This is a genomic window from Arthrobacter humicola (genome assembly GCF_022803015.1).
Classification (GTDB): domain Bacteria; phylum Actinomycetota; class Actinomycetes; order Actinomycetales; family Micrococcaceae; genus Arthrobacter; species Arthrobacter humicola_A.
In genome coordinates, this window is the sequence record NZ_JAFKON010000013.1 from 80,175 (window position 1) to 92,551 (window position 12,377).

The following is a 12,377-nucleotide window of genomic DNA, read 5'->3' on the forward strand; positions in this document are numbered from 1 at the left end:
CAAGAAAGCGGGGCCGGCAGCAGAGTAATTTACCGACCGTTCGTTCTATAAAGATTACACGGCGGAGCAAGGGGGTCAACCGGATGCCGCCGGATTACGCGACGACGACGCCCAGATGAGCCGCGAGCAATGGAGCGAGCAGGGTGAGCTGGTGATCGTCGACGACGAGGCCGGACAGACTGCCCAGACCGCTGATGGTGCGGAAGTCGGTGCCCCGGAGGTCGAAGTCCTTGAGTCGGGCTCCGGTGAAATCGAGGGTGCCGATCGTGCAGTTCTTCAAGGCGACGCGCGTGGCGGTGCAGGAGCCCAGATCCAGCTCGTTAATGATGCAGTCGCTGATCTGCACGTCCGTGAGCTTGGATCCGCGCAGGTTCACGTAGTCGAGTTTGCCGCCGTCGATCCGCACGGACTGCCAGCCGCTTTCATAGAGCTCCGCCGATCCCCAGCGGGGGTTGCCGATCTCGACATCCCGCAGGCTGGTCCGGGCCGCCATCAGCACCGGGGCGTACGTCTCGGTCAGGATGCAGTCACGGAAAGTCGCGCCCCGCAGCTGCGTCTCGTTGAAGGACACCGCGGTGAATTCGCACTCGGCAAAGTCCGTACCGCCAAGGTCCAGACCGTCTGCCGACGCGCGGCTGTAACGGACGCCGTCGTACCGAACACCCCGCCGGAACTCCGGGGCAGGGTCGTCCTGCAGATCCCCGGGCCGGACCGGCGCGAGCCGGGGGGCGGTGACCTTGGGGGTTTTCTCCGCCGCAGTGCGCCGGACCATCACCGGCACTCGGCCTTGGCCGCGATGTCCGCCAGGTCTTTTGCAAGCGCCTTGCGGGTGATGCGCATCCCGAGCGGACCGAACACGGTGAGCATGATCCTGCTGAACCGGGTCGGTTGGATGACTTCGGCGCCAAAGGTCAGCGTGAGGTCCGTTCCGCCGCCGCGCTCTGCCAGCGCGAACCTGGTGGTGTAGTCGGCGCCGCCTTGGAGGGCCTTCACGGTGGTGCTGCCGCCCCGGCCGTTCGACGGCGCCTCGGACTGGGAAACCCACATCTCCACCGTTTCCGCGCGCCCCATCATGGTGCGGGTTTCCTTCCAGCGGGTGCCCACGGCATAGGGTCCGTCGGTGAGCATCTGGATCGATTCGACGCCGGAGAGGGTCGCGGCAGATCCGGGAATGTCCGACACCACCGCCCAGACCGCGTCCGCCGGAGCCTTGATGTGCTGCGTGAGAGTGGTCTTGTGGTCCATGACCTCGAGCCTAGCCCGCGGGCCGGGGGGATTTCATCCTTTCGCGAACCGCCCCGCCGCTGCCGCGGACGACGCTCCGGAGAATTACCCCGCGAGACCCCTTGAATTAGTAAGCATGCTTTGTGTTAGGCTGATCGGACAGTATTTTCAACCGGAACGAAAGGTGGCCTACACCATGGGTGTCGGAGACAAGATTCAGAACGAAGCAGAGCACCTCGGCGGCAAGGCCAAGGAAACTGCCGGAAACGCCACTGGCAACGACCAGCTGCGCGCCGAGGGCCAGAAGGACCAGGTTGTAGCCGACGCGAAGAAGGTCGGCGAAAACGTCAAGGACGCCTTCAAGAAGGACTAGTCCTTAGAACGATGGCGGCGCCGGATCTTCCTTTGGGGGATTTCCGGCGCCGCTTTTTTGTGCCCGTGCAAGAATGGCCCCACAGCCGACGGAGGGGTCAGCATGGCACGGACACACGCAGGACGCGGCAAGCCCGCCACCCGCGATCTCAGCAATACTGACCTCGGCAGGTCCGGCGCCGCCGCCGGCGGTTCGCCGGCGCTGCGCGGCTACCTGGCGACGCCGCAGGGCGAAGGGCCGTTCCCCGCGGTCCTGATGGTCCATGAGGCGTTTGGCCTGGACGACATCACCATCCGCCACGCCGACCGGATGGCGGCGGCCGGCTACCTGACACTGGCCGTTGACCTCTACAGCGACGGCGGGGCGCGCCGCTGCCTCGTCGCCACCATGCGCGCGCTGTCCGCGGGCGAGGGCCGGGCCTTCACCGATCTGGCCGCCGCCCGGGACTGGCTGCGCGAAACCGGCCGGACCACCGGCAAGATCGGCGTCATCGGCTTCTGCATGGGCGGCGGCTTCGCCCTGCTGCTGGCCAACGACGGCTTCGACGCCGCCGCCGTCAACTACGGACGGCGCCCGAAAGACCCCGGGGAGGCCCTCGCCGGCGCCTGCCCGATCGTGGCCAACTTCGGTGGCCGGGACCGCACCCTGCCCGGCGAAGCGGCGAAACTCGCGGCCGTGCTCGACGGGCTGGGCGTGGAGAACGACGTGAAGGAGTTCCCGCACGCCGGGCACGCCTTCCTCAACGACGTGGAGACCGGGCCGAAGGTGCTGCGGCCGCTCATGCGGGTCATGGGCATCGGCCCGGATCCGGAATCGGCCCCGGAAGCCTGGCAGCGGATCGAGGACCACTTCGCCAAGCATCTGAACCCCAGCTGAGTCGCAGCAGGGGCTTTTGGTCCTCAAACGGCCCTGCCGCGACTTACTTGGGTGAGAGGGCGCCCGGCGTGAAACCATACGGAGCATGGCCCAGAAGATTGCGTACCAGGGTGAACCGGGCGCCAACTCCAATATTGCGTGCATGCAGATGTTCCCCGAACTGGAGAGCGTTCCCTGCGCGAGTTTCGAAGACGCCTTTGAACTGGTGGCCGTCGGCACCGCCGACCTGGCCATGATTCCGATCGAAAACTCCATTGCCGGCAGGGTGGCCGATATCCATGTGCTGCTGCCACAGTCCGGGCTGCAGATCGTCGGCGAGTATTTTCTGCCCATTCACTTCGACCTGCTGGGCATCCCGGGCAGCACCATCGAGGCAGCCACCGAGGTCCACAGCCACCTCCACGCGTTGGGGCAGTGCCGGCGGCTGATCCGCTCCGCCAGCCTGCGCCCCGTGATCGCCGGCGATACCGCCGGGTCCGCCCGCGAAGTGCGCGACTGGAACGATCCCACAAAACTGTCGCTCGCTCCTCCACTCGCGGCCCAACTCTATGGCCTGGAAGTGCTCGCCTCCGCCGTCGAAGACGACCCTTCCAACACCACGCGGTTCGTGGTTCTGGCACGGGAAAAGCCGCTGCCGGCCCGGGACATCCTGTCCGGACCGGCAGTCACCAGCTTTGTATTCCGTGTCCGGAATGTCCCCTCAGCCCTCTACAAGGCGCTGGGAGGATTCGCCACGAACGGGGTAAACATGACGCGGCTGGAAAGCTACATGGTAGGCAATGAATTTGCGGCCACGATGTTCATGGCCGACGTCGAGGGGCACCCCGAGGATTTGCCGCTCAGCCTGGCGCTGGAGGAACTGGAGTTCTTCACCACGGAGGTGCGCATCCTTGGCGTCTACCCCGCCGCGGAATACAGGTCCAGGCAGGCAGCCGGCCTCTGACCGCCAGCCTGGACAAACCTTGCGAAGAAGGCCACCCCACGCGGTCACACCGCCGCGGCCCGCCCTGCCCGCAGCAGGGGTGCGAAGAACGCGGCAAGCTCCGCCGTCGCCGTCAGCGGCAGGACGTTGGCCACGTACTGGTCCGGGCGCACTACCACTATGACGCCGCCGCGGTCGATGCCGCGCAACTCAAAGATGTCCGCCGCCGGGTCGGTGCCGTAGACCTTTTCGAGGTAGGGGAGCTGGAACGGCCCCACCTCCGGTTTGAACACCGCGGGGACGTTGCCGATGTCGATGCCCGTGTGATCCTGCTGGTAGATCACCTTCACGTCGAACCAGGCGTCCCGGTCGGCCCCCGCGGGGGTGGCGGCGAGCGGCGAGTCCGGCGCGGTGGCCAGCCACGCGGCGAGGTCCGCGGCGGGCGACGGGGCCCCCGCCTGTTGTCCTGGCGCCGCCTGGTCCGCGAAGACGTAGATGCGCCAGCGGCCGTCCGCCGTGGCCTGGTGGCCGAGCTGGACCGGGTTGGTGTCGCAGACCCGCACAACGGGCGCGGACTTGAAGCGCTTGCCGACGGGAAAGCCGGTGGCCAGCTGCTGGTGCGTCGCCTCAGCGACGACCATCGACGGCGAGTACTCGGTCATGAAGCCGGCAGGGAACTCGGCGGTGCGCACGTAGAAGTCCTCGAGCTCGGAGGGGTTTTCAAACTCCTCGGGCTTCTTCGCCATGAGCGTCGACCACACCTTGTCGAAGTCGATCAGGTTCTTCGCGACCACCTGCCGCTCAGCCGAGTATGTGGACAGCAGGCTCTCCGGGCTGCGTCCCTCCAGCACGTGGCCGAGCTTCCAGCCGATGTTGAAGCCGTCCTGCATGGAGACGTTCATGCCCTGGCCGGCCTTGGCGCTGTGCGTGTGGCATGCGTCGCCGGTGATGAACACCCGCGGCGTGCGGGTGCCCAGCTCCTCCGGGAGGACGTCGTCGAACCTGTCGGTAAGGCGGTGGCCCACCTCGTACACGCTGTGCCAGGCCACGTTGCGCACGTCGAGCGTGTAGGGGTGGATGATCGCGTTGGCCTTGGCGATGATCTGCTCGATGGTGGTCTTGCGGACCGCACCGCGGTCGTCCGCGGCGACCTCGCCGAGATCGACATACATGCGGAAGAGATGCCCGCCCTCGCGCGGGATCAGCAGGATGCTGCCGCCGTCGTGGGACTGGATGGCACATTTGAGCCGGATGTCGGGGAAGTCCGTGGAGGCGAGCACGTCCATGACGCCCCACGCGTGGTTGGCCTGGTCGCCCGCCATGGTGCAGCCGATCGAGTCGCGCACCTTGCTGCGGGCGCCGTCCGCGCCCACCACGTACTTGGCCCGCACGATGCGCTCCCGGCCCTCGTCAGGACCGGCGGTGTGCGCCAGCGTCACGGCGACCGGGTACTCGCCCTCGCCGGTGACCTCCAGGCCGCGGAACTCCAGCCCGTAGTCCGCGCTCATGCGGCTCGGGGACATGGCCATGAACTCGGCGAAGTAGTCGAGCACGCGGGCCTGGTTGACGATGAGATGCGGGAACTCGCTGATCCCGCCCGGGTCATCGAGGGTGCGGGCGCTGCGGACGATGTTCGAGGGGTCCGCGGGATCCGGCTTCCAGAACGCCATCTCCGTGATGCGGTACGCCTCGGCGATGATCCGCTCGGCGAAACCGAAGGCTTGGAAGGTCTCGACGCTGCGGGCCTGGATGCCGTCGGCCTGGCCGATCGCGAGCCGGCCCGGCCGGCGTTCCACGATCCGGGTGGTGACGCCCGGGAACTGGGACAGCTGGGCCGCGGCGAGCATGCCTGCGGGGCCGGAGCCCACGATCAGCACATCAACCTCGTCGGGAAGCTGCATGGGCCGGTCGATGCCGGTGCCGGCGGCCGGCTGGACCCGCGGGTCACCGGATACGTAGCCGTGGTGGTGGAAATGCACGGGCTTTCCTCACTTCGTTGTGTGGCGGCCTGTCGCCGACCTAGCGTGTTCGATATTAGAACGTGACGTTCGATAATAGAATTTCGGTCCCTGATCCAAAACTGTACGTCAGATATGACGCAGGTTACAAGTGCGCCAGATGGTCCCGGCAAATGTCCCGGCGAACATTCCCGCGCAAGGGGTTGACGCTCCCCGATTCCCGGTCCATAGTGTTTCGTATACGATTTCGTACTCGATGAGGAGTAACACTTGGAACAGGTCACCGACCACATCCTGGCCGCGGCCCGCAAGGTCATCGCGGTGCATATCAACTACCCCAGCCGGGCAGCCCAGCGCGGCCGCACACCCGAGCAGCCCTCCTACTTCCTGAAGCCGTCGTCGTCGCTGGCTCTCGGTTCGGCAGCAGCGCCTTCAACCGTGGAGCGCCCGGCCGGCTGCGAACTGCTCGGCTACGAGGGCGAGATCGCCCTGATCATCGGCAAGACCGCCCGCCGCGTGGGCCTCGAGGATGCGTGGAGCCACGTCGAATGGGTCACCGCCAGCAACGACCTCGGCGTCTACGACCTCCGCTACGCGGACAAGGGCTCCAACCTCCGCTCGAAGGGCGGCGACGGTTTCACGCCCGTGGGCCCGGGCCTGATCGCGGCAGAGGCCGTCGATCCCGCCAAACTGCGGATCCGCACGTGGCACAACGGTGAACTGGTCCAGGACGACACCACCGGGGACCTGCTCTTCCCGTTCGCCCGGCTCGTGGCCGACCTGTCCCAGCTGCTCACCCTAGAAGAGGGCGACATCATCCTCACCGGCACCCCCGCCGGGGCGTCGGTGGCCAAGCCGGGCGACGTCGTCGAGGTGGAAGTCAGCGCGACGACGGGAGGCGCCGCGGGCGGCGGGCTCACCGGTGCTGCATTGACTACGGGCCGGCTGGTCACCCTGGTGGAGGAAGGCACGACGCCGTTCGCGGACTTCGGCGCCCGGCCGAAGACCGATGATCTCCAGCGGGAGGAAGCCTACGGTTCGCGTGAAGCGGCCGGCCTCGCCGCCGCCCAGCCGTCAGGGATGCCGGGCCTGTCCCCGGAGCTCAAGGCCAAACTGGAGTCCGTCTGCACCGCCACCCTTTCCTCCCAACTGCGCAAACGCGGCCTGAACAACGTCAGCATCGACGGCCTGACCTCCACCCGCCCGGAGCGGCGGATCGTGGGCCTGGCCCGGACCCTGCGCTACGTGCCCAACCGCGAGGACCTGTTCACGACCCACGGCGGCGGCTTCAACGCCCAGAAGAAGGCCATCGATTCCGTCAACGAGGGCGAGATCCTGGTGATGGAGGCCCGCGGCGAAAAGGGCACCGGCACGATCGGGGACATCCTGGCCCTGCGCGCCCAGGTCCGCGGCGCAGCCGCCATCATCACCGACGGCGGCGTCCGCGACTTCACGGCCGTGGCCGCCATGGACATGCCGACCTACTACGCCAACCCGCACCCGGCCGTGCTCGGCCGCCGGCACATCCCCTGGGACACGGACATCACCATCGCCTGCGGCGGCACCACCGTGCAGCCCGGGGACATCATCGTCGCGGACGCCGACGGGATCCTGGTGATCCCGCCCGCCCTCGCCCACGAGCTCGCGGACGACTCCATCGCGCAGGAACAAGAGGAAACCTTCATCGCCGAGATGGTGCAGCAGGGCCACAGCGTGGACGGCCTCTACCCGCTCAACGCCGCCTGGCGGACCCGGTACCAGGAATGGGAAGCAGGCAAGGCCCATGACTGACACAGCCAGGGCCGCAGCCACGACGGCCGCGACCTCCGGCAGCAAATCCGAGCAGGCCTATGCGGCCGTCAAGGCCCGGATCGTGGACGGGACCTACTCCCCCGGCTACCGGCTGGTGCTGGCCAAGATCGCCGAGGACCTGGGCGTCAGCGTGGTGCCGGTCCGTGAAGCGATCCGCCGGCTCGAGGCCGAGGGCCTGGTCAAGTTCGAGCGGAATGTCGGCGCCACCGTGTCCGGAATCGACCCCACCGAATACCTCTACACGATGCAGACCCTCAGCATCGTCGAGGGCGCCGCAACGGCACTCTCGGCCCCGCTGATCGGGGCGGCGGACGTGGCCCGCGCCCGGGCCGTCAACGCCGAGATGCGCGAGTGCCTGCAGCACTTCGACCCCGTCCGGTTCACCCGGCTGAACCAGGACTTCCACTCCGTCCTGTTCGAGCACTGCCCCAACCCGCACATCCTGGACCTCGTCCACCGGGGCTGGAACCGGCTCGCGTCGCTGCGCTCCTCCACGTTCCGCTTCGTCCCGGGCCGGGCCCACGAATCCGTGGACGAACACGAGGCCCTGCTGCAGCTCATCGAGTCCGGCGCCAGCCCGGATGACATCGAAAAGGCCGCCCGCCGCCACCGCAGCGCCACCCTCGACGCGTACCTCGCCCAGACCAACGCGGGGTCACTTAGCGCCCATTGAGGCGCCCGGCATGGGCCGTAAGTGACCCCGCGTTGCACTATCAGTAAGGAAAAACAATGACGTTTACTGCCGCAGAAACCACCACCCACTACGTCCCACAGGGCCTTCCCAGCCACATCCAGCACTACATCAACGGCGAATTCGTCGACTCCGTGGGCGGGGCAACCTTCGATGTCCTGGACCCGGTATCCAACACCAACTACGCCACCGCCGCCGCCGGCCAGAAGGAAGACATCGACCTCGCCGTCGCCGCCGCCCGCGAGGCGTTCACCAACGGCCCATGGCCGAAGATGAAGCCGCGCGAGCGGGCCAGGATCCTAAACAGGATCGCCGACGCCGTCGAGGCCCAGGAGGCCCGCCTGGCCGAGCTCGAAACGTTCGACACCGGCCTGCCCATCACCCAGGCCAAGGGCCAGGCGCTGCGCGCGGCTGAGAACTTCCGCTTCTTCGCGGACCTGATCGTGGCCCAGTTCGACGACGCCATGAAGGTCCCCGGCGCCCAGATCAACTACGTCAACCGCAAGCCGATCGGCGTCGCCGGGCTCATCACGCCGTGGAATACCCCGTTCATGCTCGAGTCCTGGAAGCTCGCCCCGGCCCTGGCCACCGGCAACACCGTGGTGCTCAAGCCGGCCGAATTCACCCCGCTCTCGGCCTCGCTCTGGGCGACGATCTTCAAGGACGCCGGCCTTCCCGACGGCGTCTTCAACCTGGTCAACGGCCTCGGCGAGGAAGCCGGCGACGCCCTCGTGAAGCACCCGGACGTGCCGCTGATCTCCTTCACCGGCGAAACCACCACCGGCCAGACGATCTTCCGCAACGCCGCGGCCAACCTCAAGGGCCTCTCCATGGAGCTCGGCGGCAAGTCACCGTGCGTCGTGTTCGCCGACGCCGACCTCGACGCCGCGATCGACTCCGCCCTGTTCGGCGTCTTCTCGCTCAACGGCGAGCGCTGCACCGCCGGCTCCCGGATCCTGGTGGAGCGCGCCGTGTACGAGGAATTCTGCGAGAAGTACGCGGCCCGGGCCAAAAACATCGTGGTCGGGGACCCGCACGACCCCAAGACCGAGGTCGGCGCCCTGGTCCACCCGGAGCACTACGCCAAGGTGGCCTCCTACGTGGAAATCGGCAAGACCGAAGGCCGGCTGCTGGCCGGCGGCGGCCGCCCCGACCACCTGCCCGCAGGCAACTACATCGCCCCCACCGTGTTCGCCGACGTCGCCCCGGACGCGCGGATCTTCCAGGAGGAAATCTTCGGCCCCGTCGTCGCCATCACACCGTTCGATACCGACGCCGAAGCCCTCGCCCTGGCGAACAACACCAGGTACGGGCTCGCGGCGTACATCTGGACCCAGAACCTGACCCGCGCGCACAATTTCTCCCAAAACGTCGAGGCCGGCATGGTCTGGCTCAACAGCCACAACGTCCGCGACCTCCGCACCCCGTTCGGCGGGGTCAAGGCCTCCGGCCTGGGCCACGAGGGCGGCTACCGCTCGATCGACTTCTACACCGACCAGCAGGCCGTCCACATCACCCTCGGCACCGTTCACACGCCCAAATTCGGCGCCTAAGTTTCCCGCCGGCGCCACCCAGACCCCTTTCAAAGAAGAGAGAGCACCATGACCAACTTCGTCCCCACCCCCACTGTCCCGGCCCCGGACATCGTCCGCTGCGCCTACCTGGAACTCGTGGTCACGGACCTCGCCAAGTCCCGCCAGTTCTATGTGGACCTGCTGGGCCTGCACGTCACCGAAGAAGACGAAAACACCATCTACCTGCGGTCCCTCGAAGAGTTCATCCACCACAACCTGGTGCTGCGCAAGGGGCCCGTGGCCGCCGCGGCCGCCTTCGCCTACCGGGTGAAGTCGCCGGCAGAGGTGGACGCGGCCGAGGCCTATTACAAGGAACTGGGCTGCCGCACCGAGCGCCGCAAGGAAGGCTTCACCAAGGGCATCGGCGACGCCGTCCGCGTCGAGGATCCGCTGGGCTTCCCCTACGAATTCTTCTACGAGACCGAACACGTCGAGCGTCTCACCCAGCGCTACGACCTCTACTCCGCCGGCGAACTGGTCCGGCTGGACCACTTCAACCAGGTCACCCCGGACGTCCCGCGCGGCCGGGCGTACCTCGAGGACCTGGGCTTCCGCGTCTCCGAGGACATCAAGGACTCCGACGGCGTCACGTACGCCGCGTGGATGCACCGCAAGCAGACTGTGCACGACACCGCCCTGACCGGCGGCAACGGCCCGCGGCTGCACCACATTGCCTTCGCCACGCACGAGAAGCACAACATCATCCAGATCTGCGACAAGATGGGCGCCCTGCGCATCTCGGACCGGATCGAACGCGGCCCCGGCCGGCACGGCGTCTCCAACGCCTTCTACCTCTACATCCTGGACCCGGACGGCCACCGCATCGAGATCTACACCCAGGACTACTACACCGGCGACCCGGACAACCCCACCATCACCTGGGACGTCCACGACAACCAGCGCCGCGACTGGTGGGGCAACCCCGTGGTCCCCTCCTGGTACACCGAAGCCTCCCTGGTCCTGGACCTCGACGGCAACCCCCAGCCCGTGATCGTCCGCGAGGAAAAGAGCGAGATGGCCGTGACCGTGGGCGCCGACGGGTTCTCCTACACCCGCAAGGAAGAGGACGGCTCCGCCGGAGAAGCGACGGGCTTCAAGCTCGGGGCGCAGGTTTAGCGTGCTGGATTCCGCGACGATCGAGGCCATCGCAGACGAACTGCTGGAAGCCGGCCGGAACCGCAAACCGGTCCCGCGCCTGACCACCCGCTACCCGGGGATGACGGTGGAGGACTCCTACGCAGTCCAACGGCTGTGGCGGCGGCGCAACGAGGACGCTGGACGCCGGCTCGTGGGCCGCAAGATCGGCCTCACGTCCAAGGCGATGCAGGCCGCGACCGGCATCACCGAGCCGGACTACGGCGCCATCTTCGATGACATGGTGCTGGAAACCGGCTGCTCCGTGGACTGGGACCGGTACACCCATCCCCGGGTGGAGGTGGAGCTCGCGTTCGTGTTGAAGACCGACCTCGCCGGTCCCGGCTGCACCATCTTCGACGTCCTGACCGCCACGGACTACGTGGTCCCGGCCCTGGAGATCCTGGACTCCCGGATCGAAATGGAGGGCCGGACCATCGTGGACACCATCGCGGACAACGCGGCGATGGGCGCCATGGTGATCGGCGGCAACCCCGTCCGCCCGGACGCCGTGGACCTGCGCTGGGTCTCCGCCATCCTCTACAAGAACCAGACCGTGGAGGAAACCGGCGTCGCGGCAGGGGTCCTGGACCACCCGGCCAACGGCGTGCACTGGCTGGCCAACAAGATTGCCGCCCACGGCGATGGCATGAAAGCCGGCGACATCATCCTCGCCGGCTCCTTCACCCGGCCCCTCTGGGTCTACAAGGGTGACACCGTGCACGCCGACTACGGACCCCTGGGGAGCATCACATGCCGCTTCGAGTAGAACCCGACGCAACCTTCAAGCACGCCCTGCGCAACCAAACCGGCGCTGCCGGCCGGCCGCTGGCCGGGATGTGGGTGTGTTCGGGCAGTCCCCTGGTAGCCGAGCTTTGCGCCGGGTCCGGTCTGGACTGGCTCCTGATCGACGCCGAGCACAGCCCCAACGGACTCGAATCCATACTGGCCCAACTGCAGGCCGTGCACGGCTACCCGGTCCATCCGGTGGTCCGGCCGCCGGTGAATGACACGGTGCTCATCAAGCAGTACCTGGACCTGGGCGTCCAGAACCTGCTGATCCCCATGGTGAACTCGGCAGCCGAGGCGGAGGCCGCCGTGGCCGCCACCCGCTACCCGCCCCACGGCGTCCGCGGGGTGGGCTCGGCCCTTGCCCGGGCCGCGCGCTGGAACCGGATCCCGGACTACCTCGCCCGCGCCTCCGACACCGTCAGCGTCACCGTCCAGATTGAATCCGAAGCCGCGGTTGCCGCCGTGGAGAACATCCTGGCGGTGGAGGGCGTGGACGCGATCTTCCTGGGGCCCTCCGACCTCGCCGCCTCCATGGGCCTGTTGGGCCAGCAGGAACACCCACGGGTGCGCGCCGCCGTCGAACACTGCCTTGCCGCCGCCACAGCGGCCGGGAAGCCTGCCGGCGTGAACGCTTTCAACCCGGCAACGGCCCGCGGCTACATGGCCGCCGGCGCGGCGTTCGTTCTGGTGGGGGCCGATGTGTCCATCCTGGCTCGCGGCTCCGAGGCCCTTGCCGCCGACTTCATCCCACCGGACGCAATGGCTGAGCCCGGCGGCACCCCCGCCAGCTACTGAAGGCCCTCCGCATTATGCTCGGTTAAACTCGACGGCGGCAGCCCCCCCCTTGCCAGGTGGCTGCCGCCGTCGCATTTCTGCGTGCCGGGACCGGTGGGTCCTAGCTGGCTATAGGTCGTGTCAAGTGCATGCTCCGGGCATGACAGTGCGCGCCGCATGTTTGGCCGGGCGTTCTGACGTGTCTGTGGGGTGGCGGTTTGGTTGGCTGGCCCGGCGTGATTCCAAG

12 protein-coding genes are annotated in these 12,377 nt (G+C 67.7%); 9 read left to right on the forward strand and 3 right to left on the reverse strand.

Going from position 1 to position 12,377, the window contains the following annotated elements; genetic code table 11:
• Window positions 1-94 precede the first annotated feature (94 nt).
• Window positions 95-772, reverse strand: a complete 678-nt coding sequence (locus tag ARTB_RS19230) for a pentapeptide repeat-containing protein (protein ID WP_243181933.1) — start codon at window positions 770-772, stop codon at window positions 95-97.
• Window positions 772-1,245: an SRPBCC family protein gene (locus tag ARTB_RS19235; protein ID WP_243181934.1), complete on the reverse strand. Its 474-nt coding sequence runs from the start codon at window positions 1,243-1,245 to the stop codon at window positions 772-774. The genes ARTB_RS19230 and ARTB_RS19235 overlap by 1 nt, the downstream gene beginning before the upstream one ends.
• A 175-nt stretch (window positions 1,246-1,420) precedes the next feature.
• Here ARTB_RS19235 and ARTB_RS19240 point away from each other — a divergent pair, with 175 nt between their 5' ends.
• The 3 genes from ARTB_RS19240 (at window position 1,421) to ARTB_RS19250 (ending at window position 3,416) form a co-directional block, all read left to right on the forward strand.
• On the forward strand, window positions 1,421-1,597 hold the full coding sequence (locus ARTB_RS19240; protein WP_043435744.1) for a CsbD family protein: 177 nt from the start codon (window positions 1,421-1,423) through the stop codon (window positions 1,595-1,597).
• Between the two features lie 102 nt (window positions 1,598-1,699).
• The gene (locus ARTB_RS19245; RefSeq protein WP_243181935.1) at window positions 1,700-2,473 is read left to right on the forward strand and encodes a dienelactone hydrolase family protein; all 774 of its coding nucleotides are present in this window, start codon (window positions 1,700-1,702) and stop codon (window positions 2,471-2,473) included.
• 85 nt (window positions 2,474-2,558) lie between these two features.
• On the forward strand, window positions 2,559-3,416 hold the full coding sequence (locus ARTB_RS19250; protein ID WP_243181936.1) for a prephenate dehydratase: 858 nt from the start codon (window positions 2,559-2,561) through the stop codon (window positions 3,414-3,416).
• 44 nt (window positions 3,417-3,460) lie between these two features.
• Here the strand turns inward: ARTB_RS19250 and ARTB_RS19255 are convergent, their stop codons facing one another.
• A complete protein-coding gene (locus ARTB_RS19255; RefSeq protein WP_243181937.1) occupies window positions 3,461-5,374 on the reverse strand; it encodes an FAD-binding monooxygenase in 1,914 nt (637 codons plus the stop codon).
• Window positions 5,375-5,623: 249 nt separating this feature from the next.
• Here ARTB_RS19255 and ARTB_RS19260 point away from each other — a divergent pair, with 249 nt between their 5' ends.
• Genes ARTB_RS19260 through ARTB_RS19285 form a run of 6 tightly spaced genes read left to right on the forward strand, consistent with a single transcriptional unit; the run spans window position 5,624 to window position 12,151 of the window.
• Window positions 5,624-7,144 (forward strand): fumarylacetoacetate hydrolase family protein, encoded by a 1,521-nt coding sequence (locus ARTB_RS19260; protein ID WP_243181938.1) that lies wholly within the window; start codon window positions 5,624-5,626, stop codon window positions 7,142-7,144.
• Window positions 7,137-7,838, forward strand: a complete 702-nt coding sequence (locus tag ARTB_RS19265) for a GntR family transcriptional regulator (protein WP_243181939.1) — start codon at window positions 7,137-7,139, stop codon at window positions 7,836-7,838. Before ARTB_RS19260 ends, ARTB_RS19265 begins: the two co-directional genes overlap by 8 nt.
• 56 nt (window positions 7,839-7,894) lie before the next feature.
• Window positions 7,895-9,409, forward strand: coding sequence for a 5-carboxymethyl-2-hydroxymuconate semialdehyde dehydrogenase (hpaE, locus tag ARTB_RS19270; RefSeq protein ID WP_243181940.1), 1,515 nt, complete (start codon window positions 7,895-7,897; stop codon window positions 9,407-9,409).
• A 48-nt stretch (window positions 9,410-9,457) separates the two neighbouring features.
• Window positions 9,458-10,546: a 3,4-dihydroxyphenylacetate 2,3-dioxygenase gene (gene hpaD / locus ARTB_RS19275; protein ID WP_028276400.1), complete on the forward strand. Its 1,089-nt coding sequence runs from the start codon at window positions 9,458-9,460 to the stop codon at window positions 10,544-10,546.
• A 1-nt stretch (window position 10,547) separates the two neighbouring features.
• Window positions 10,548-11,333 carry a 2-oxo-hept-4-ene-1,7-dioate hydratase gene (gene hpaH, locus ARTB_RS19280; RefSeq protein ID WP_243181941.1) on the forward strand — a complete coding sequence of 262 codons (786 nt, stop codon included), beginning with the start codon at window positions 10,548-10,550 and terminating at the stop codon, window positions 11,331-11,333.
• A complete protein-coding gene (locus tag ARTB_RS19285) occupies window positions 11,318-12,151 on the forward strand; it encodes an aldolase/citrate lyase family protein (RefSeq protein ID WP_243181942.1) in 834 nt (277 codons plus the stop codon). Before hpaH ends, ARTB_RS19285 begins: the two co-directional genes overlap by 16 nt.
• Window positions 12,152-12,377: the final 226 nt, after the last annotated feature.

What these genes read in the sequence shown, in the direction of transcription:
- hpaE (WP_243181940.1), top strand. Translation starts at nt 7,895, where the DNA reads ATGACGTTTACTGCCGCAGAAACCACCACCCACTACGTCCCACAGGGC.
- ARTB_RS19265 (WP_243181939.1), top strand. Translation starts at nt 7,137, where the DNA reads ATGACTGACACAGCCAGGGCCGCAGCCACGACGGCCGCGACCTCCGGC.
- ARTB_RS19240 (WP_043435744.1), top strand. Translation starts at nt 1,421, where the DNA reads ATGGGTGTCGGAGACAAGATTCAGAACGAAGCAGAGCACCTCGGCGGC.
- ARTB_RS19230 (WP_243181933.1), bottom strand. Translation starts at nt 772, where the DNA reads ATGGTCCGGCGCACTGCGGCGGAGAAAACCCCCAAGGTCACCGCCCCC.
- ARTB_RS19245 (WP_243181935.1), top strand. Translation starts at nt 1,700, where the DNA reads ATGGCACGGACACACGCAGGACGCGGCAAGCCCGCCACCCGCGATCTC.
- ARTB_RS19285 (WP_243181942.1), top strand. Translation starts at nt 11,318, where the DNA reads ATGCCGCTTCGAGTAGAACCCGACGCAACCTTCAAGCACGCCCTGCGC.
- ARTB_RS19250 (WP_243181936.1), top strand. Translation starts at nt 2,559, where the DNA reads ATGGCCCAGAAGATTGCGTACCAGGGTGAACCGGGCGCCAACTCCAAT.
- hpaD (WP_028276400.1), top strand. Translation starts at nt 9,458, where the DNA reads ATGACCAACTTCGTCCCCACCCCCACTGTCCCGGCCCCGGACATCGTC.
- ARTB_RS19235 (WP_243181934.1), bottom strand. Translation starts at nt 1,245, where the DNA reads ATGGACCACAAGACCACTCTCACGCAGCACATCAAGGCTCCGGCGGAC.